At 74.3% G+C, this 19,947-nt stretch carries 19 protein-coding genes; 10 read left to right on the top strand and 9 right to left on the bottom strand.

Annotated features, from left to right (window positions below; all coding sequences use genetic code 11):
* The first annotated feature begins 86 nt into the window (after window positions 1–86).
* Window positions 87–1,544, top strand: a complete 1,458-nt coding sequence (locus tag ACH4TG_RS29950; protein ID WP_398245687.1) for an MFS transporter — start codon at window positions 87–89, stop codon at window positions 1,542–1,544.
* A 40-nt stretch (window positions 1,545–1,584) separates the two neighbouring features.
* Here the strand turns inward: ACH4TG_RS29950 and ACH4TG_RS29945 are convergent, their stop codons facing one another.
* From ACH4TG_RS29945 to ACH4TG_RS29935, 3 genes are all read right to left on the bottom strand, one after another.
* Entirely contained in the window at window positions 1,585–2,262 is a 678-nt protein-coding gene (locus tag ACH4TG_RS29945) for a DNA-binding response regulator (protein WP_398245686.1), read from the bottom strand.
* Window positions 2,259–3,446, bottom strand: coding sequence for an ATP-binding protein (locus ACH4TG_RS29940; protein ID WP_398245685.1), 1,188 nt, complete (start codon window positions 3,444–3,446; stop codon window positions 2,259–2,261). The genes ACH4TG_RS29945 and ACH4TG_RS29940 overlap by 4 nt, the downstream gene beginning before the upstream one ends.
* A gap of 367 nt (window positions 3,447–3,813) precedes the next feature.
* Window positions 3,814–4,458, bottom strand: coding sequence for a LuxR C-terminal-related transcriptional regulator (locus ACH4TG_RS29935; protein ID WP_398245684.1), 645 nt, complete (start codon window positions 4,456–4,458; stop codon window positions 3,814–3,816).
* A 466-nt stretch (window positions 4,459–4,924) separates the two neighbouring features.
* On the opposite strand from ACH4TG_RS29935, the gene ACH4TG_RS29930 reads away from it, so the two are divergent.
* Together ACH4TG_RS29930 and ACH4TG_RS29925 are read left to right on the top strand one after the other, a co-directional pair.
* Window positions 4,925–5,662, top strand: a complete 738-nt coding sequence (locus tag ACH4TG_RS29930; protein WP_398245683.1) for a D-Ala-D-Ala carboxypeptidase family metallohydrolase — start codon at window positions 4,925–4,927, stop codon at window positions 5,660–5,662.
* A 59-nt stretch (window positions 5,663–5,721) separates the two neighbouring features.
* Window positions 5,722–7,407: a glycoside hydrolase domain-containing protein gene (locus ACH4TG_RS29925; RefSeq protein WP_398245682.1), complete on the top strand. Its 1,686-nt coding sequence runs from the start codon at window positions 5,722–5,724 to the stop codon at window positions 7,405–7,407.
* A 190-nt stretch (window positions 7,408–7,597) separates the two neighbouring features.
* Here ACH4TG_RS29925 and ACH4TG_RS29920 read toward each other — a convergent pair whose 3' ends face one another.
* The 3 genes from ACH4TG_RS29920 to ACH4TG_RS29910 form a co-directional block, all read right to left on the bottom strand.
* The gene (locus ACH4TG_RS29920) at window positions 7,598–8,566 is read right to left on the bottom strand and encodes a pirin family protein (RefSeq protein WP_398245681.1); all 969 of its coding nucleotides are present in this window, start codon (window positions 8,564–8,566) and stop codon (window positions 7,598–7,600) included.
* A 67-nt stretch (window positions 8,567–8,633) separates the two neighbouring features.
* Window positions 8,634–10,493, bottom strand: a complete 1,860-nt coding sequence (locus ACH4TG_RS29915; protein ID WP_398245680.1) for an acyclic terpene utilization AtuA family protein — start codon at window positions 10,491–10,493, stop codon at window positions 8,634–8,636.
* Window positions 10,494–10,505: 12 nt separating this feature from the next.
* The gene (locus ACH4TG_RS29910; protein WP_398245679.1) at window positions 10,506–11,642 is read right to left on the bottom strand and encodes a zinc-binding dehydrogenase; all 1,137 of its coding nucleotides are present in this window, start codon (window positions 11,640–11,642) and stop codon (window positions 10,506–10,508) included.
* 102 nt (window positions 11,643–11,744) lie between these two features.
* Here ACH4TG_RS29910 and ACH4TG_RS29905 point away from each other — a divergent pair, with 102 nt between their 5' ends.
* Entirely contained in the window at window positions 11,745–12,650 is a 906-nt protein-coding gene (locus tag ACH4TG_RS29905) for a LysR family transcriptional regulator (protein ID WP_398245678.1), read from the top strand.
* A gap of 73 nt (window positions 12,651–12,723) precedes the next feature.
* Entirely contained in the window at window positions 12,724–13,299 is a 576-nt protein-coding gene (locus ACH4TG_RS29900; protein WP_398245677.1) for an NUDIX hydrolase, read from the top strand.
* Between the two features lie 17 nt (window positions 13,300–13,316).
* Here the strand turns inward: ACH4TG_RS29900 and ACH4TG_RS29895 are convergent, their stop codons facing one another.
* Complete coding sequence (locus ACH4TG_RS29895) at window positions 13,317–14,297, bottom strand: DUF5937 family protein (RefSeq protein WP_398245676.1); 981 nt, start codon at window positions 14,295–14,297, stop codon at window positions 13,317–13,319.
* Window positions 14,298–14,431: 134 nt separating this feature from the next.
* Here ACH4TG_RS29895 and ACH4TG_RS29890 point away from each other — a divergent pair, with 134 nt between their 5' ends.
* Entirely contained in the window at window positions 14,432–15,763 is a 1,332-nt protein-coding gene (locus ACH4TG_RS29890; RefSeq protein ID WP_398245675.1) for an MFS transporter, read from the top strand.
* Between the two features lie 89 nt (window positions 15,764–15,852).
* Here the strand turns inward: ACH4TG_RS29890 and ACH4TG_RS29885 are convergent, their stop codons facing one another.
* Window positions 15,853–16,194, bottom strand: a complete 342-nt coding sequence (locus ACH4TG_RS29885; RefSeq protein WP_398245674.1) for a hypothetical protein — start codon at window positions 16,192–16,194, stop codon at window positions 15,853–15,855.
* A gap of 29 nt (window positions 16,195–16,223) precedes the next feature.
* Here ACH4TG_RS29885 and ACH4TG_RS29880 point away from each other — a divergent pair, with 29 nt between their 5' ends.
* The 4 genes from ACH4TG_RS29880 to ACH4TG_RS29865 all read left to right on the top strand — a co-directional run bounded on the left by ACH4TG_RS29880 (window position 16,224) and on the right by ACH4TG_RS29865 (window position 18,357).
* Entirely contained in the window at window positions 16,224–17,246 is a 1,023-nt protein-coding gene (locus ACH4TG_RS29880; RefSeq protein WP_398245673.1) for a hypothetical protein, read from the top strand.
* On the top strand, window positions 17,243–17,398 hold the full coding sequence (locus tag ACH4TG_RS29875; RefSeq protein ID WP_398245672.1) for a hypothetical protein: 156 nt from the start codon (window positions 17,243–17,245) through the stop codon (window positions 17,396–17,398). Before ACH4TG_RS29880 ends, ACH4TG_RS29875 begins: the two co-directional genes overlap by 4 nt.
* A gap of 204 nt (window positions 17,399–17,602) precedes the next feature.
* The gene (locus tag ACH4TG_RS29870; protein WP_398245671.1) at window positions 17,603–18,013 is read left to right on the top strand and encodes a YidH family protein; all 411 of its coding nucleotides are present in this window, start codon (window positions 17,603–17,605) and stop codon (window positions 18,011–18,013) included.
* A gap of 29 nt (window positions 18,014–18,042) precedes the next feature.
* Window positions 18,043–18,357 carry a DUF202 domain-containing protein gene (locus tag ACH4TG_RS29865; RefSeq protein WP_398245670.1) on the top strand — a complete coding sequence of 105 codons (315 nt, stop codon included), beginning with the start codon at window positions 18,043–18,045 and terminating at the stop codon, window positions 18,355–18,357.
* Between the two features lie 57 nt (window positions 18,358–18,414).
* Here ACH4TG_RS29865 and ACH4TG_RS29860 read toward each other — a convergent pair whose 3' ends face one another.
* On the bottom strand, window positions 18,415–19,914 hold the full coding sequence (locus tag ACH4TG_RS29860; protein ID WP_398245669.1) for an MFS transporter: 1,500 nt from the start codon (window positions 19,912–19,914) through the stop codon (window positions 18,415–18,417).
* Window positions 19,915–19,947 lie beyond the last annotated feature (33 nt).

The raw sequence follows: 19,947 nt of genomic DNA, 5'->3' as shown, positions 1-19,947 counted from the left end.
TACCCGCCGCTCCTGCGGCTGACCCTGTCAGGGGTACCAAGCAGCGGGTGCTGGCTGGGCCGGGTCCTGCGGCCGAGGGTCGGAGCATGACCACCGACACCCCAGCCGCTCCGCCCGGCCTGGCCGGGCGGAGCGGCTCCCCCGCCGTCCGCCCCCGCGACCGCGTCGCCCTGCTCGTCCTGCTCACCGCGAGTTTCACGCTCGCCGTCGACTTCTCCATCCTGAACGTCGCCCTGCCGCGCATCGGCAGCGAGGTCGGTTTCGGCCTGGCCGGCCTGCAGTGGATCGCGACGTCCTTCGCCGTCTGTGCCGCCGGCTTCACGCTCTTCTTCGGCCGCTGCGCCGATCTGTTCGGCCGCCGGCGCCAGTTCCTCACCGGCATCGCCGTGCTGGGCGCCGCCTCGCTGCTCGGGGGTCTGGCGGAGGCGCCGTGGATGCTGCTGCTCGCCCGTGTCGCCCAGGGCCTGGCCACCGCGGCGGTGACCCCGGCCGCCCTGTCGCTGCTGACGACGTCGTTCCCCGAAGGCCCGATGCGCCGGCGGGCGCTCGGCCTCAACGGCGCCCTGATGGCGGCGGGGTTCACCACCGGGGCGGTCGCCGGCGGCCTGCTGACCGACCTGGTCAGCTGGCGATGGGCCTTCTTCGTCAACGTGATCGTCGCGGCGTTCGTGCTCGTCGCGGGCCCCGTCGTCCTGCAGGAGAGCCGGAGCAGCGAGCGGGTCCGGCTCGACGTCCCGGGGGCGGTGACGGTGACGCTCGCGCTGGTCACCGGCGTCTACGGACTGACCCAGGCCGGTGAGCGCTCCTGGGGAGATCCCACCTGCTGGGGGTCGCTGGCGGTGGCCGGCGCGCTGCTCGCCGCGTTCGTGGTCACCGAGCGGGTCGTCGCCCGGCCCCTGGTTCCGCTGGGCATCCTGACGCGTCGCGCCGTCGGCTGGGGGAACCTCGCCGGCGTCCTCGCCTTCGCGACCGAGACGTCGGTGGTGTTCCTGCTGACGCTGTACCTGCAGGAGGTCCGCGGATACACGCCCCTTCAGGCCGGGCTCGCCTTCTCCGTCCTGGGCGCCGGAACCGTCCTGGGCGGCCTGGCCGCACCCCGCGTCATCGGCGCGATCGGCGGCAAGCGGGCCATCGTGACCGGCTTCGCCGTGCAGGCCGCGGCCACCGTTGCGCTGGTCTTCCTCGACGACGTCGCCGGGTGGCCGGCCCTGCTGCTCGCGGCGACCTTCCTGGGAGGCGTGGCCAACCTGGTCGCGATCGTCGGATTCATGGTGACCGCCACCTCCGGTCTCCCCGACAGCGAGCAAGGACTGGCCACCGGGCTGGCGACCATGAGCCAGCAGGTGGGGATCACCCTGGGCACGCCGGTGATGTCCGCCGTCGCCACGGCCGCGGGAGCCGCCACGGCCGCGGGAGCCGCCGCCGCGGGCCGCGTGCTCCACGGCGTCGAGGTGGCCCTGGCCGTCAACGCCGCGGCCTGCGTCGCCGCCGCCCTGGTGTGCGCCGTCGCCCTGCCCGCCACCCGCAAGGAGTCCCTGGCATGAAGGGGCAGATCGGGGCCGTCGCCGCCTGGCGGCGGTCCGGTCATCCGGGCGGGCCGGGGCGGCGGGCCGGCCAGAAGTCCAGCAGATCGCCCGGCGCGAGGCCCAGGCAGCGCTCGATGTCCGCCGGAGCCGTCTGCTGCAGATGGTCGGCGACGATGGCGGTCAGGTCGGCCCAGTACCCGCGCAGCGTCGACTCCGACAGGTGCATGGTCCGGCTCATCTCGGTGTACGTCTGCCCGCGTGCCCGGCCCGCCAGCACCTCCCGCTGCCGGGGGGACAGGATGGTGAGCGAGCCTCTGCGGACCAGGAGTTCGGTGAGCGCGATGAGGCTCTGCGGGACCACGACCTTGCCCGCGGCGACCTGTGCGATGCCTTCGGCGACCTCGGGCAGGGGCGCCGACTTGCGGATCAGGCCGCGCGCTCCGGCGGCCAGGCAGGCCGCCAGCACGAACCGGCGTTCCTCCTGCGTGTAGAGGCAGACCCGGTAGCCGGCGGCGACCAGGTCGGAGACCGCGGCAACGCCCTGGGTGGCGTCCTGCTGGCCGCTGTTGGCCAGGTGGAGGTCGAGGACCACGACATCGGCGGCCGGGCGGGCCTGCAGGGCCTCCTCGGCCCGGGCGAAGGCGGCGGCGAAGGTGATGTCGGGCAGCAGGGCGGGCAGTCCCAGCCGGATCGCGGTGGCGTCCTCGACGAGGATCGCGGTGAGGCCGCCGGTCACGGGCCCAGCTTCCCTTCCATGGTGATCTGGGTGCCGAGGCCCGGGGTCGAGGCGATGCTGGCGGTCAGCGAGTGCCGTTCGAGTTCGGCGAGCACCTGCCGGCGCAGTCCGGTGCCGAGGGCGGTGGTGGCGACGTCGAAACCGATGCCGTCGTCGCGGATGGTGACGACCCAGCGGCCGCGGTCCCGTTCGGCGTCGGCGTGCACGATGACCATCGAGGCGCGGGCGTGCCGGCGGACGTTGTGCAGCACGCCGGCCACCGCGCCGCGCACCGCCTCACCGGCGTCCGCGTCCACGACCACGCCGTCGGCGAGGTCCAGGGCCGGTTCCAGGCCGAGGTCCGCGAACCCCGACATCCCCGACTCCAGGACGTCGCGGAGCATCACCTCTCCCGGCTCCCCGGGGCCGCCGGTGGCGGGCCTGCGCGGGGCGTCGGGTCCGCCCCGCAGGTAGGCGCGCATCCGCCGGACTTCGACGGCGGCCTGTTCGCACAACTGGGCGCGGGTGTCCGCGGGCAGGGTCGGGTCGGTGAGCAGCTGCATGATCGTGGTGGCGTCGTGCATGGTCAGCTGGGCGCGCTGCTTCTCCTCGCGCCGTGCGAGTTCGGCGACCCGGGCACGCGCTTCGTCCGCGTCGGCGGCGACCCGGCGGATGTAGCGGACGACGATCCGCGCGACCCCGCCGAGCACCAGCAGGGTCAGCGTGTTGCCCACGATCGTCGAGCGGTTGACGATCGTGGCGGCGTCGGCGACGAAGAACACGTAGGCGGCGCTGACGGTGGCGACCGCCGCGCACCAGGCGGCCGTGCCCAGTCCCGCCACGCCCACCACCACGGCCAGCGAGTAGCCCGGTGCCCAGCCGACCCAGGACCCGATCCGGTCCTGTACCGGCACCGCGAGCGTGCCGAGCACCAGGAACGCGGCGCAGAACACCACGTCCACGGCGACGCCGGCCGGTGACAGTCCGCGCCGCCGTACCAGGGCGAACGTGACCACGCCCGCGGCGTTCACCGCGGCCAGCAGCCACAACACCAGGTAGAGCTGCGGTTCCTGGCTCACCTTCATGCCGCGCGGCAGCGAAGGGAGCATCTGCAGGATCGTCGCGACGCGTGCACCGCCGTACGCCAGCGCGAGCACGTTCTCCACCCCGGCGGCCGACGTCGACGCCGTCAGCCGGCCCCGCAACACCGCGCCCCGCCGCAGCCGTTCGCCACGCTCCCCGTGATCACCACGACATCCTGTCTCAACACCCTTCCGCGCGGACGCATGTTCGGCGAACAAGAGGGCGTGTGCCGGCGATGGGAGGGGGAAGTCGCCGGCACACGCCAGGTGGTCCGCCGGGCGGCGCACCCGCCCCGCGAACCTGATGGGTGGCGACATTCAAGGGCCCTCCACCGCCGGCCCTCAACCCAACGAAAGCGCGGACTTCGCCGCGGCCGCCGGCCGCCCGGGCGCGACCGGAGGCGCCGGGTACGGCAAGTCCGCGCTTTCGTTGGGTTGCCGCACTCGCGGGCCCGGTCTTGGATGGCGGGTGCCGCCGCACGCAGAGGGCTCACGGTGCCGATCGGACGCTGCCGCCCGCCCGCACGATGCCCTTCTCGTACGCGTAGATGACGGCATGCACCCGGTTCCGCAAGGCCAGCTTGTCCAGCATCCGCTGTACGTGCGATTTCACCGTGCTTTCACTCAGGAAAAGCGCTGCTGAAATCTCTGCATTCGAGTAGCCGCGGATGACGAGTTCCAGAACATCGCGTTCCCTCCGGGTTATCCCGATGGCTTCCAGGTCCGGTTCCGACAAACCCGCATCAGCGATGCCGGCGGGTTCTTCGGTCTTCGGCTCCTCGCACGCGCAGTGCGGCACGACGAGCCGATAGCCGGCACTGATCATGCGGACGGCGGCGACGATCCGCTCGGGGCTGGCCCGGTTGTCCAGCACCCCCCACGAACCCGCCGTCTGCCAGCTGTGCGCGACCTGGTCCAGTTGCCGCACGATGGCCAGCACTTTTGGATTGACATCGGCAACTCCGCCGATGAGCAGCCGCATCTCGGCGGATGAACACGGCTCGAGATCCTGGCTGTCGATGATCACGACGTCCGGCGACAGTCTCGCCAGACTCGGCAGGGCACTTGCCAGATCCGCGGCGGCGCCGACCACGTCCAGACCGGATTCCCGGCCCAGCAGGACGCTCAGGCCCACTCTCGAAACAGCTCTTGAATCCACCAGAAAAACTCTGGCGGCCTCCTCTTGCATCGCTAGCCCCCGAACTTCAGCTGCCTACAAGCGGAATCCGACCCTAGCATGGGCGACCTACCCCTACAACCATGGTGATTTGAATGGAAGCGGGCCGTCCGGGGCGCCGGTCCGAATGCGGCGAACCGCCCCTTCGGAACGCGTTCGCGTTTCCCGGACACGCGTGGAGTTCCCGGTGGGAGCGCCGCCGCCGGTACTCCTGGGACGAATTCGCCGGCCCCTCGGCGTCCGGAGCAGGATCCGGCTCGCGGGGGGTCACGGGCGGCCCGCGGGCGATGCCCGGCAGCGGCCTGGCGGGGCGATGGGGGTTCCCGCGCTTTCGTTGGGTTGTCGGTGGACGGTCAATGCTCTTGCATGTCGGTGTCCCGACGAACCGCCGGCACCGTGCCCGCGCCGAACCCGGAGGTCAGACATGCTGCGCCGAATGCTCCGCGTCTTACTCAGCTCCGTCCTGCTGACCGTGGGCCTGGCGTCCGCCTCGGTCGTCGCGAGCGCCCCGGCGCACGCGGACTCCTGCTACACCTGGGGCCGTTCGCTGTCCGAGGGAATGGCGGGGGACGATGTCGCCCAGCTCCAGATCCGCGTGGCCGGCTACCCCGGCTACGGCGATGCCCTCGCCATCGACGGCGACTTCGGCCCGGCCACGGCGGCTGCCGTCTCCCGTTTCCAGGCGGCCTACGGCCTGACCGCGGACGGTATCGCCGGCCCGCAGACGTTCGGCCAGATCTACGCCCTCCAGAGCCCCGACTGCACGCCCCTGCACTTCTCCTACGGCGAGATGAACCAGTGCAACGGCGACTGGTCCGGCGGCGCGGTGGATCCGGCGACCGCGCAGTACAACGAGCTGAAGACCATGTGGAAGCTGGAGGCCCTGCGGCACGCCCTCGGCGACTACCCGATCACCATCACCGACGGCTTCCGCTCCTCCTCCTGCAACGACGACGTCGGCGGCGTCCCGGACAGCCGCCACCTCTACGGCGACGCCGCCGACATGGTCCCCTCCGGCTACTCGCTGTGCTCCCTGGCGCAGGAAGCCCGGTACCACGGCTTCCAGGGCATCTTCGGGCCCGGATTCCCCGGCCACGACACCCATGTCCACGTCGACAGCGAGGACTACCAGAACTGGTCCGCCCCCGACTGCGGCATCTGATCACCCGTCAGACACCAGGCTTCCCCGCCGTACGGCCCGAATTCCCGGATTGGAGACCCATGGAGAGCACCCCGGAGCACGTGAGGGCGTTATCCCGTCGCGCACTGCTGGCGGCCGCCGCGGGAGGTTCGGCGGCGGTCATCACGGGGCTGGGCGCGGGGCGGGCGGTCGCGTCGCCGTCGGCGGCCGCGTCGCTGGTCGCCAGTGGTGTCGACTACTCGTGGGGCCGGCCGCGGCCGGGCGTGACCGCCGGGCAGGGCTACCGCTTCGCCTGCCGGTACCTCAGTTACGACACCACGGGGAAGAACCTCTCGGCGTCGGAGGCGCAGGCGCTGATCGCTGCGGGGCTGGACATCGTCTGCGTGTGGGAGACCTCCGCCTCGGAGGCGCTCGGCGGTTACGCGGTGGGAGCCCAGAGCGCGCGGGACGCGCAGAGCCTGGCTGTGTCGTGCGGCATGCCGGCGGGCCGGCCGATCTACTTCGCCGTCGACTTCGACGCGACGCCGGGCCAGCAGGCCGTGCTCGACGCGTACTTCGACGGCGTGGCCTCGGTCCTCGGCCGCGGCCGCACCGGCGCGTACGGGGGCTACTACCCGATCCAGCGGCTCTTCGACGACGGGAAGATCACCTGGGGCTGGCAGACCTACGCGTGGTCGGGCGGTCAGTGGGAGCCTCGGGCGCAACTGCGCCAGGTGCAGAACGGCATCACGGTCGACGGTGCGGACTGCGATCGGGACGAGGCATGGGCGGCGGACTTCGGCCAGTGGGGAACGACCACGCCGATGGGGCGAAGGACCCAGGTCACGTCGATCGGCGGCCAGGGCGGAACGCAGTCGCAGGTCGCGGCCATCGGTCTGGACGGCGGCGTGTACCACAACATCCGTGCCACCGGCGGGACGTGGGCCGGGTGGAAGGCGATGGGCGGCTACGCCGGTGCGGGCGCCTTCGACGCCGACGCGGTGTCGCTGGCCACGATGCCGGACGGGACGGGCAGCTCCCAGATCGCCGCGACCGGTACGGATGGCGACATCTACCACAACATCCGTGCTGCCAGCGGAACATGGCAGGGCTGGAAACCCATGAGCGGCTACGGCGGCGCCAGCACGTTCAATGCCGGAGCCCTCTCCCTCACCGGCCTCACCGACGGCACCACCCAGATCGCCGCCACCGGCAAGGACGGCAACATCTACCACAACATCCGCGCCACCAGCGGAACATGGCAGGGCTGGAAACCCATGAGCGGCTACGGCGGCGCCAGCACGTTCAATGCCGGAGCCCTCTCCCTCACCGGCCTCACCGACGGCACCACCCAGATCGCCGCCACCGGCAAGGACGGCAACATCTACCACAACACCCGTGCCACGAGCGGAACATGGGCCGGCTGGCAGCCGGTGAGCGGGTTCGCCGGCGCCAGCACGTTCAATGCCGGGGCCCTGTCGGTCACCGGCATGACCGACGGCAGCACGCAGGTCGTCGCGACCGGTCTGGACGGCGACATCTACCACAACATCCGCTACTCCGGCGGGACATGGCAGGGCTGGAAGCCCATGAGCGGGTACGCCGGCGCCACCCAGTTCAACGCCCGGGCTCTCTCGATCACCGGCATGACCGACGGCAGCGCGCAGATCGTCGCGGTGGGGCTGGACAACCGGGTCTACCACAACATCCGCTACTCCGGCGGGACGTGGCAGGGCTGGGCGCCGATGGCCGGCTACGCCGGCGCGGCCTCCTTCCAGTGCGCGTGAACTCCGCTCGCTTCTGTGACCGCGGCCCGGTGCCCGCGCAGGGCGGTCGTGGCGGTGCGGAGTGCCGGCGGATGAGGAGCAGGGCGGTGTCGTCGTGGCTCTCCGGTGTGTGCTGGGCACGGATGAGGCTGTCGGCCAGGTCGCCCACGTCTGCGGCGCCCGTCGCCGTCAGGCGGCCTGCGATTGAGGGTCAGCGGACGCGTCCGCGCGGCTTCAGGGGAGTGGGCGGGAGGGCCGGGGCCTGGAGGCGGTCGCCGGCGTAGCCGTGCACCTCGCCGAAGCGGTCTCCGGACTGCCACGCCTCGCGGGCCTCGGCGATCTCCTCGGGCGTGCGGCCGATGAAGTTCCACCACATGATGATCTGCTCCTCGAACGGCTCGCCGCCGAGCAGGACCAGGGAGCTCTCCACGGCCGCGTCCAGCGGGAGGGCGCTGCGTCCGGTGCCCAGGTAGAGCATGGAGCCGGGGGCGAGCCGCACGCCGTCGACCTCGGGCTCGCCGGACATGGTGAGGACGGCGTACTCGAAGTCCGGCACGAGCGGCAGGCGCGCGGCGGTGCCCTCGCCGAGGGTGAGGTCGGCGCCGACGATCGGGCTGTAGGTGGTGCCGGGCGAGGCCGCGCCGTCCAGCTCGCCGAGGATGACGGTGGCGTGCAGCCCTCCCCCGCCGGTGACCTCGGGCAGTTGCGCGTGGTGCTCGAACGCCGGCTCGGTGCCGCGGTGGGCGTCGGGCAGCGCGACCCACAACTGGGCGCCGTGCAGGTAGCGGGCGTGGTCGCGGGGCGACTCCTCGGAGTGCGCGATGGCCCGCCCGGACGTCATCAGGCCCAGCTCGCGGGGCCGCACCGTCTGCTTGCTGCCGAGGCTGTCGCGGTGCAGGACCTCGCCGTCGTGCAGCCAGCTGACGGTCTGCAGGCCCATGTGCGGGTGCGGCGGGACCTGCATGCCGGGCTCGTGGGCGATGTCGTCCGGCCCGTAGTGGTCGACGAAGCACCACGCGCCCACCATCCGCCGCCCGAGGTTGGGCAGCAGGCGGCGGACGACGGTGCTCTCGCCCAGCGGCACCGTCCTCGGGTTGAGCAGTTCGCGGACGGGGCTGCCGGAGACGTCGCCGCGGCCACCGCAGACCGTGGCCGCCGGTTTCACATCGAGATTGCTCATGCCCCGATGATGCCCCTCCGCGCGCGCGGCACGGGAGCGCACCCGCCCGCCGCCCGGTGTGGCGGCGTCATCCCTCCGGCACCCGTGTGAACTCCGCGGCCGCCGGGTCGGCCAGGTCCTCGGGGATGTCGGCCAGGCAGCCGCGCAGCCGCTCGCCGAGCGCCTTGGCCTGCGGGTCGGCCCGGGTGGAGGCGGCGACGCCGTCGCCGAGGAGCCCGTGCACCACGAAGTTGACGGCCCGCAGACGGGGCAGTTCGTAGCGGCTGACGGGCAGTTTCGCGGTCTCCGGGAGGAGGGCGCGCAGCCGCTCGACGTCCAGGTGGCCGCGCAGCCAGCGCCAGGCGTCGTCGTCCCTGGCCCACAGCCCGACGTTGGCGTCGCCGCCCTTGTCGCCGGAGCGGGCGCCGATCAGGGTGCCGAGCGGCAGCCGGACGGTGCGGCCGGCCCTGCCGTGGACGTCGCCCCGGGTGCGGCGCAGCGGCTGCGGCCGCACGTCGGCGAGCGACGGCGGCGCGGGCGGTTCCGCGTCGGCCTGGAGCGCGCGGGCGGGCCGTTCGGCGGGCGGCCGCGGGACCGGCAGCCGGGTGCCGTCGCCCAGCACGGTCACCGCCTCGACCTCGGCGGAGGGCACCAGCGCGGGCCAGTACACCCCGTACTCGGTGGCCTTGGCGGTGGCGTGCTCCAGGTAGAGGCCGGGGTAGCCGGCGAGCGCGGTGCCGGCGACGGCGGTGAAGAAGCCGCGGCCGACGGCGTGCGGGTCGGGGTCCTTGACGGTGAGGGTGAGCCGGTCGGCCTCGCCGCCGTGCTCGCGCCGCAGGTCGTACACGGCGAAGGCGGTGGGCCCGCCGGTGGCGTCGCGCAGCGCGGCCTCGGCGAAGTCGGCCTTGGCGTCCAGGTCGAGGCCGGTGAGCACGAACGTCGCGGAGTTGCGGTGGCCGCCGCGGTGGTTCAGGCACACCTTGAGGTCCAGCGGCGCGGGTTCGCCGGTCACCGGGCCGACGGCGACCCGGTCGGGGCCCTGCTGGGTGAGCCTCACGGTGTCGAGCCGGGCCACCACGTCCGGGTTGAGATAGGCGGGATGGCCGGTCTCGTACAGGAGTTGGGCGGTGACGGTGCCGACGGTGACGGCACCGCCGGTGCCGGGGTGCTTGGTGATGACGCTGGAGCCGTCGGGGTGGATCTCCGCGAGCGGGAAGCCGGGGTGGACGGGGTCGGGGATCTCGGTGAAGAAGGAGTAGTTGCCGCCGGTGGCCTGGGTGCCGCACTCGATGATGTGGCCCGCGGTGACCGCGCCGGCGAGCGCGTCCCAGTCGTCCATGGCCCAGTCGAACGCCCAGGCGGCCGGGCCGACGACGAGCGAGGCGTCGGTGACCCGGCCGCACACGACCACGTCGGCGCCGGCCCGCAGCGCCTGCGTGATGCCCCAGCCGCCGAGGTAGGCGTTGGCGGTGACCGGTTCCACACCGGACCCGGCGAGCGGCAGACCGGTCGCCAGGTGGGCGAAGTCGTGTCCGCGGGCCTGGAGTTCGGGGAGCCGGGCGAGCAGGTCGTCGCCCTCGACGTGGGCGACGGAGGGCTGCAGGCCGCCGGCCGCGGCGAGTTCGCGGAGCTTGGCGGCGAGCCCGGCCGGGTTGAGGCCGCCGGCGTTGACCACGACCTTGATGCCGCGCGCCAGGCAGGTGCCCAGCACCTCGTGCATCTGCGCGAGGAAGGACAGCGCGTAGCCGCCGCCGGGGTCGCGCTGCCGGGCCTTCCACAGCAGCATCATCGTCAGCTCGGCGAGGTAGTCGCCGGTGAGCACGTCGATCGGCCCGCCCTCGACCATCTCGCGGGCGGCGGCGAGGCGGTCGCCGTAGTAGCCGGAGCAGTTGGCGACCCGCAGGGGTGCCTGGTGCGGCGTCGGGCGGGGCGTCTGGCGTGCGGTCACCGTACTCTCCCGTCACTTCTCCTCTGGGTCACCGACCTGGACGATCATCTTGCCGGTGTTGCTCCCGCGCAAGACCCCGATGAACGCGTCGACGACGGTGCCGATGCCCGCGGCCACGGTGTCGTCGGGGACGACCCGCCCGGAGCGCAGGTGCGGCACCAGGAATTCCTCGAGCTCGCGCTGGGCGTCGCGGTGGTCGCGGACCAGGAATCCCTCCAGCCGCAGCGACTTGCCGACCACGTCGTAGAGGTTGCGGGGCGCGGCGGGCGGGTCGGCGGGGTCGTTGTACTGGGCGACGCTGCCGCACCAGGCGATCCGGCCGGAGGGCCGCATGTGCGCGATCAGGCCCTCCAGTTGACCGCCGCCGACGTTCTCGAAGCCGACGTCGATCCCGTCCGGGGCGATCGCGCCGAGCAGTTCGGCGAACGGGCCGTCGTGGTAGTCGAAGGCCGCGTCGAACCCGAGGTCCTGCACCAGGTGGGCGGCCTTGGCGGCGCTGCCGGTGCTGCCGAGGACCCGGCCGGCGCCGAGCAGCCGGGCGAACTGGCCGACGGCGGTGCCGACTCCGCCCGCCGCCGAGTTGACGAAGACGGTCTCGCCCGCCGCGAGCCGTGCGGTCCGGGTGAGGCCGACGTACGCGGTCAGGCCGGTGCCGCCGAGGACGCTCAGCCAGGCGCGCAGCGGCACGCCGTCCAGCGACGGCAGGACCCGCACCTCCTCGGCGGTGACCACGGCGTGGGTGCGCCAGGCGTACCGGTGGAACACCAGGTCCCCGGTGCGCAGCCCGGGGGTGCGGCTGCGCACCACCCGGCCGATGGAACGGCCCTCCAGCGGCGTGCCCAGCTCCCAGCCGCCCTCCTCCATCGCCTCCCGCATGTACGGGTCGACGGACAGGTAGACGTTCTCCACCAGGGCGGTGCCGGGTCCGGGGACCGGGACGGGGTGCTCGGCGAACGCGAAGTCGGCGGGGGTGGGCAGGCCGGTGGGGCGGGCCACCTGGTGGACGGTGACGGCGAGCGGCGCGGCGCCGGACGCGGGACGCGCGGCCGGTACGGCACGCGGGGCGGAGGCCGGGGATGCGGGGTGCGGGGTGGAGGCCGCGGATGCGGGGTGCGGGGTGGACGCCGCGGATGCGGGGTGCGTGGTCATGGCGGCCACGCTAGGAGCGCGCCGCCGCGGGGTGCAGGGGCCGCCGTCGATGGATGAGCCCCTTCCATGAGCGGCGTTGATGGAACCGCCTACAGTGGCGGCATGAGCGAACTCGCCCCGCAGGAGCTGCGCGTTCTGGTCGCCGTGGCCCGCGAGGGCTCGTTCACGGCGGCAGCCGGGCGCCTCGGCCTGACGCAGTCGGCCGTCTCGCACGCGATCGCCTCCTGCGAACGCAAGGTCGGCGCCGTGCTGTTCGACCGCGGCCGGCACGGCGCGCGGCCGACGCCCGCCGGCGAGCGGGCCGCCGCCCAGGCGCGGCGGATCCTGCGGCTGCTGGACACCCTCCCCGACGAGGCGCGCGGCGCGGCGACCGGCCGGGCCACCGGTACCGTGCGCGTCGCGGCGTTCCGCAGCGCGGCCGCGCACCTGCTGCCGCCGGCGCTGGAGCGGCTCACCGCCAGCCATCCGCTGCTGACGCCCGAGGTGCGGATCGTGCCCGACGTGGGGCGCGGCACCGCGGGCGAGGTGGCCGACGGCCGGGCCGACCTGGCGATCGCCACGCTCGACGGCGCGACGCCGCCTCCCGCGGGCCTGGTCACGGCCGCCCTCTTCGACGAGCCGTACGCCCTGGCGCATCCGGTGGGCGCGGCCGATCCGCGGGCCCTGCCGCTGGTGGACTGGACGGAGAACTGCTCGTCGTACACCCGCCGTTGGTGGTCGGAGCAGGACTGGATCCCGCGGGCGACGGTTGACGCCGGGGACGACAGCGTGGTGCTGTCGATGGTCGCGCGGGGGCTGGGCATGGCGATCATGCCGGGGCTGGCCCTGCTCGGCGCGCCGACCGCGGTCGCGGTCACCGATCTCGGCCCGCGGCGGCCGACCCGCGCGGTCGGCTACGCCACCACCCCGGAACTGGCCGGCACGCTCGCGGTGCGGGCGCTGATCCGCGAACTGCGGTCGGCCGCGCCGTCGGTACTGGATGGTTCAATCCGCAGGACCGACGCGTGAGATCACGAGGTGGCCGGCCGGGAACGAGGCCGGCCGCCGGACCGAGCGAACAGGAAGACCGACAGGTGACCGTATGAGCGACTCCCCGGGCTCCCCCGACGACCGGGCGTGCTCCCCCGACGACCAGGCCCCGCTGTCCGCGGACGAGATCATCGACATCGTCGACGAGGAGGACCGCGTCGTCGGCCAGGCGCGGCGCGCCGACGCCTACGCCCGCGGGCTGCGGCACCGGTGCGCCTTCATCCTGGTGCGGGACGCCGAGGACCGGATCTTCGTGCACCGCCGCACGGCCCGCAAGCTGGTCTTCCCCTCCATGTACGACATGTTCGTCGGCGGGGTGCTCGGCGCCGGCGAGACCTACGACGAGGCGGCGCTGCGCGAGGCCGAGGAGGAGCTGGGGGTCAGCGGACTGCCGCAGCCCGAGCGGCGGTTCACCTTCTCCTTCGAGAGCGGCTCCGGCAGCTGGTGGTCGGCGGTGTACGAGGTGCGCTGCGACCTGCCGGTGGACCCGCAGGTCGAGGAGGTCGCCTGGCACGCCTTCCTCACCGAGGAGGAGGTGGCGGCCCGGCTCTCCACCTGGGACTGGGTCCCCGACGGCCTCGACGGCTACCACCGCTACCTGGCCTGGCGCGAGTCCGGCACCCGCTAGAGTCTGCTGGGCCGGGCCTACGGGTGGGCGGCGAGGAGGGACTCGGCGACGGCGGTCCGCATGTACAGGACGGACCGCCCGGCCCGGTGGGCGGACACGATCCCGGCGTCCCGCAGCGCGGTGAGGTGCTGGTTGACGCCGCCCGCGGACAGCCCCGTCCGGCCGGCGAGTTCGCTCGTGGACGCCGGCACGGTCAGCTCGGCGAGCAGCAGGGCGCGGGTGCGCCCGAGCACCGCGGCCACCGCGTCCGGCACCGGCGCCCGTGACTCCTCCCACACCGAGCCCCAGCCCCTGCTGGGGTAGAACAGCTGCTTCGCCCCGGGCGTCGCCACCGTCGTGGCCACCGAGGACCAGGCGAAGACCGACGGCACCAGCACCATGCCCTTGCCCGCCAGTTCGGTCCTGGCCGCGCACTGCTTGTGCGTCACCGTCAGGGTGCCCGCGCTCCACCGCACGGTCGGGTGCAGGCTCCCCAGCACCGCCTCGGCCCCGTCCGTGGCCAGCCGCCGGGCCTGGTGGAAGACGTCCGCCTCCAGGACCGACTGCACCCGTGCCCAGTACGGCGCGAGCGCCACGTCCCAGTAGGCGGTGATCTCCGCGGTCAGCCGGGCGAGTCCGGCGGCCGGGTCGTCGTACAGCTGCCGGACGCGCTCGCTGCGCAGCCCGTACTCCAGCAGCTCGCCGCGGATCTCCTCGACGGGGGTGGCGGCGACCTCGCGCAGTTCGGCGTCCAGTCCCGCGCCGCCGGGTACCGGTGGCGGGGTGATGAAGTCGGGCGTGTAGCCGGCGGGCGGCACCAGGTCGGTGAGCAGCCCGCCGTCGAGTCCGGCCGCCGCCAGCCGCGGGGCGACCTGCTCGCGCCAGCGGCGGTGCACCGCGTGCGGGCCGGCGGTCTGGAAGGTGCGGACGCTGGCGACGACCTCCCACAGCGGGGAGACCGCGAACCTGGTGCGTGCCATGTCGGTCGCCGAGAAGGCGAACCGGACGTCTCCGGCCATGACGTTCCCCCGTCTCCTCCCGCACCCGGTGCGATCGTCCCGGGGCCCGCCCGGATCCCGCCCGGGCCGCGCCCGGATTCAGCCGTACCTTAATCAATCCCGTCAACGGGTGGGGCGGCCGCACGATTCCCGTCATGAGCGCTCCCGCACTGCCCTCCCGCAGCCCGTCCGACGGCGCGGCCGGCCGCCCCTCGCCCCGGCCGTCCGGCGGCCCGTCCGACGGCCCGTCCGCCCCGCGCGGGGGCGGCGGCCGGCTGCGGGGCGCCGCGGCCCGGCACTTCGGCGGGCTGCCCGGCCCGTTCTGGGTGGTCTTCGCCGGCACCGTGATCAACCGCGTCGGCACCATGGTGGTGCCGTTCCTCGTCTTCTATCTCGGCTCGCGCGGCATCACCGCGGACCAGACGCCGTACGTGCTGGGCGCGCTCGGCGCGGGCGGGCTGGCCGGGCCGGTGGCCGGCGGGTGGCTCGCGGACCGGGTCGGCCGCCGGCAGGCGATCCTGGCCGGGATGGTCGCCACCCCGGCGAGCCAGGGCCTGCTGTTCTGCTCGCCGGGCGTGGTGACGCTCGCGCTGGCCGCCGCGCTGGTGGGCGCGGCGGGCTCGCTGCACGCTCCGGGGGTCGCCGCCGTCATCGTCGACTCGGCCGGGCCGACCCGCCGCCAGGCCGCGTTCGGGCTCTACCACTGGGCGATCAACATCGGCGCCGCCACGGCCGGCGCGGTCGGCGGTTTCCTGGTGGACCGCGGCTTCTGGCTGCTGTTCGTGGTGGACGCGGCGACGTGCCTGGGCTTCGCCGCGGTGGCGGCCTTCGCGCTCCCCCGCACCCCGCCGCCCGCGGCCAAGGGCCCCGCGGGCAGGGGCGGTTACGGCGTGGTGGTGCACGACCGGCTGCTGCTGGCCTTCGTCACGGTGTCCGTGGCCGGTGAATGCGTCTACGCGCAGACCGAGTTCACGGTGCCGATGGCCATCCGCGACGACGGGCTGCCGGCGTCCGTGTACGGCCTGGTGGCCGTGGTGAACGCGGCGATCGTGGTGGTGCTCCAGCCGTTCACCAACGCCTGGGTGCTGCGCTTCGACCGGATGCGGCTGTGGGCCGCGGTCTCGGTGCTGATCGCCGCGGGCGTCGCGCTGACCGGCGTGGCCCACACGACGACCGGATACCTGCTCACCGTCGTGGTGTGGAGTGCCGGCGAGGTGTGCGCGGGCGGCGTCGCCACCTCGGTGGTCGCCGACCTCGCGCCGGAGGACGCTCGCGCCCGCTACCAGGCGGCCCTCAACTGGGCGCGGGGCGTGGCCCGTTTCCTGGCCCTGGGGGTGGGGCCCGCGCTGTACGCGGTGGCGGGTGCCGGCGCCCTGTGGTGGACGGTGGGCGCCGTCGGCCTGGCGGGCGCGGCGGGCGCCCTGGCGATCCGCCCGGCCCTCGCCCGCCGGACGCCGCGCCCGGCGGTCCTCGCCGCCATGCCCTGACTCCCCGGCCCGGAAGCCGAGTTGGCCGGACTCGTCGGGGGACGGCCCGGGCGGCCGCCAGTGCCGGTTCGCGCGACGCGCGCCCGCCGTCAGCCCAGGACGAGCAGCCCGGCCAGCACGGACGCCGCGTTCGCGGCGGCCGAGGCCGCGTACGGCAGCGTGCCCCGCAGCCGCAACAGCCGTGCCGCCAGGGCGCCTTCGACCAGGCACACCGCCGACTCGGCGCCCGCGAACAGCGGCCAGTAGGCGGCGCGGGGAAGGGTGGCGGCCCGGCCGAGGAACCACCACAGCAGCGGGTGCGTCACAAGGTTGACCAGGACGGCCGCGGCGGCCGTCCTGCGCACACCGGGGGCGGCCGCCGCCGTCAGTGCGGCGACGTACACCGGCACCTCCACCGCCAGCGTGAGGGCGAGGGCCGGCGGGTAGGACACGGCCGGATCGTGTCACGGGGAGGGGACCAGTGGCCAGTGCGAACGTGGCCGCCGCACCGCAGGGCGGCGCGCGGCGCGCGGCGCCCGGACGTCCGGGGCTCGCCGGGCGGGCCGGGCGGGCCGGGCCGCTCACCGGCTTCGCGGTCCTCATCGCCGTCACCCTGGCGCTGGCGCTGCGGCTGCCCGCCGGGACCGCGGTCGTCGGCCTCGCCGCCTTCGGCATCCTGCACAACGTGCTCGAACTGCGGTACATGGCAGGCCGGTTCGAGGGCCTGCTGCGCGGGCCGTTCCTGCGGCTGCTGGCCGCGCTGATCACCGGGATCGTGCTGTGCCGGCTGCTGCCGGTCTCGTCGGGCACCAGGGCGGCCGAGATCCTGCTGGCCTACGTGCTGCTGGCGGCGGCCTGCGGGTACGCGCTGCGCTCCCGGCCGCTGTGGCTGGCCGCGGCCCTGCTGGTGGTCGCCGGCGCCGCGGCGGCCTCGCTGGCGTTCCCCGACTACCACTTCGTGGTGCTCACGCACCTGCACAACGTCGTCCCGCTGTTCTTCCTGTGGGAGTGGTCGCGGGGGATGGAGGGGCGCGGGCGGACCGTCTTCCGCGCTCTGCAGTGCGGCTGGGTGCTGGTCGTTCCCGCGCTGGTGCTGGGCGGCGCGTTCGACGGCCTGATGGGCGGTGGGTCGCACTGGACGGACCGGCTGTCGCGGTCGTACACCCCGCCGGCCTGGCAGCACACCGAGGCGGGCCTGCGCTTCGTCACGGTGTTCGCGTTCATGGCGCTCATGCACTACCTGGTGTGGGTGTGGTTCATGCCGCGCTACGCCCCGGACGCCACCGAGGCGTTCGAGCGGCGGGTGCCGGGCATGACCGGCCGCTGGGCCTGGGGCCTCGGGCTGGGCGGCGCCGCCGCGCTCGCCGTGCTGTTCGTCAGCGACTACACGCAGGGCACCTCGCTGTACGCGGCGGTGGCCAGCTACCACGCGTACCTGGAGTTCCCGGTCCTGCTCATGCTCGTCCTGGGCCTCGCGCCCCGTACTGCCGGAGGCGGCAAGTGACCTCGCTCGTGATCCCGACGCTGCTCGCCGACGTGGCACCGCCGCGCGACGGGGGTTCCTCCGGGCATGTGCTGCTCACCGTGGTGGGCTTCGTGCTGGCCGCCGCGGTGGTGGTCGTGATCTTCGCGGTGATCTCCCGCCGCAGGCGGTGACCGGCGCCCGGACGGCGGCCGGGCCTCTCGCCGCGGCCGGGTTCCGGCCGTGGCGTGACCGGTACGGGCGGCCCGCCGGGTGACGGTGACGGGCCCTGGTTAGGGTGGTCGGGTGAGCGACGCACGCGAGGCAGCCGGGCCGCAGCCGGCCGCGCGACCCCGGCCTCCCCGCCCAGCGCGCGGAGAAGCGGACCGGGAACAGGCGTGAGCGACATCGGCCGGCTGCGCGCTGCCCGGGAATCGGTGCTCCTGTGGTTCGCGCCCGCCAAGGTGCAGAACGAGGGCACCACCCCCGACTACCGCTTCTCGCTGGCGAACGAGCGCACCTTCCTGGCGTGGATCCGCACCGCGCTGGCGCTGATCGGCGGCGGCTTCGCCGTCGACCAGTTCCTCACCGACCTCTCCCACTGGGCGCGGGCCGCGCTGGCGCTGGCCCTGCTGGCCGCGGGCGTCGCCTGCACGCTGCGGGCGGTCAACCACTGGGTGCGCTGTGAGCGGGCGATGCGGCTGGGCACGAACCTGCCGGTGTCCCGGTTCCCCGCGGTGCTCGCGGTCGTCGTCGCGGTGCTCTCCATCGTCATGGTGGCCGTGGTGCTGTTCGGCTGGGCGGGCTGACGGTGGCGCCGCCTCCCGGGCTGCCCCCGGTGGAGACGGACCGCGACCCCGGCCTGCAGCCGGAGCGGACCCGCCTGGCGTGGCGGCGCACCACGCTCACCTGCCTGGTCACCGCGGTGCTGGCGATGCGCCAGGCCCTGCGCTCGGGGAGTTCGGGGCCGGCGGTGGCCGCGGTGGGCCTGGCGGCGCTGGCGTTCCTGGCCTTCCTGCGGCTGGCGCACCGGCGGATACAGCGCCTCGGCGCGGCGCGCCCGCCCGCGATGCCGGTCCGCACGGCGACGGCGGTGGCGGTGGCGGTGTGCATGGTCGCGCTCGCCGTGTTCGGATCGGCGGTGGTCTGGTGACCGGCCGCCGGGCCGCGGCGGTCCGCGGCCGGGCGGCGGGCCGGCGGGCCGGCCCGATCAGCCGCTGACCGGCTCGGCCTCCTCCACTGGACGGTCCGCGGGCGCGCCGCCGGCGACGGACCGGGGGTCGTGCCCGGCCACATGGATGTGGCGCAGGCCCGCCCAGGCGACCACCGCGACGAGCGCGAGGGCGACCCCGGCGATGGCGAAGCTCAGCGTGTACTGCGACTGCGCGGGCAGCGGCGGGACGCCGGGCGGCAGGTGCGGGACCGTCCGGGAGGCGAGCACGGTGGTGACGACCGCGCTGCCGATCGCGCTGCCGGTGGACCGGGAGATCGAGTTGATGCCGTTCGCGATGCCCGTCTGGTGGTGCGGGACGCTGCCGACGATGATCGCGGGCATCGCGGCGTAGCCGAACGCGATGGCGACGCCGACCAGGGCGCCGGCGCCGATGACCGAGAAGCTGTGCGCGTGGTCGGCCACCAGCCAGCCGAAGCCGGCGGTCCCGGCCAGCGCGGCGAGCACGAGGACCGCGCGCGGCCCGTGCCGCCGGACGAGCTGGCCGCCGACGGGCGCGGCGATCAGCGACACCAGCGTGCTGGGCAGCAGGTACTCGACGGAGGCGCGCAGCACGCTCGCGTCGAAGCCGTAGCCGACGATCGACGACGGCATCTGCGCGAGGTAGGACACGCCGATGAACAGCACGAACGCGCCGAAGCCGACGAGCAGTCCGGCCAGGTTGGCGAAGAGCACCGGGCGGTGGGCGAACATCCGCATGTCCACCAGCGGCTCGCTGACCCGGCGCTCGACCAGCACCCAGACCGCGGCCATGACGACGGCGCCGGCGAAGGTGCCGACGGTCCGGCCCGACGACCAGCCCCACTCGTGGCCCTGGGTGATGGGCAGCAGGAGCAGGACCAGCGTCGCGGCCAGCGTCAGCGTGCCGAGCACGTCGGTGCGGCCGCCGGTCCTGTGCCGGGTGGCGGGCACCATCGTGACGACGGCGGCGAGCACCACCACCGCCATGCCGGTGGCCAGCCAGAACGCGCTGCGGTAGTCGGGGTCCGAGCCGGAGGTGAGCAGGCCGGTCGCCACCAGGGCGATGCCGCTGCCGAAGGCGAACGCGCCGCTGACGACGGCCATGGCGCCGGGCAGCTTCCGCGGCTCGACCTCCTCGCGCAGGATCGACAGGGCGAGCGGGAAGATCGCGGTGGCGGCGCCCTGCAGGACGCGGCCGACGATCAGCCAGAGCAGCGAGTGGGTCGTGGCGGACAGCACCGTGCCCGCGATCAGGACCAGCAGCACCCCCACGAGCGTGGGCTTCTTGCCGTGCTGGTCGCCGAACCTGCCGAGCACCGGGGTGAAGACGGCGGCGGACAGCAGCGTGGCGGTGGTGACCCAGCTGGCGTTGGCCGCGGTGGTGTGCAGGCTCGTCTGGATCAGGCCGAGGATCGGCACCACCAGTGTCTGCATCATCGACACGACCATCGCGGCGAGGCTGAGGGCGAAGACGGTGGCCGTCCTGGTGCGCGGCGGTGGCGGCGGTGCGGAGCTCATCGTGGGGACGTCCTTCGGTCCTTCATGTCCTGG

It is taken from the genome of Streptomyces sp. NPDC020917, from assembly GCF_044333795.1.
Lineage (GTDB): Bacteria > Actinomycetota > Actinomycetes > Streptomycetales > Streptomycetaceae > Actinacidiphila.
The sequence above is the reverse complement of the archived record's forward strand: the minus strand, read 5'-3'. Positions and strand labels throughout refer to the sequence as shown.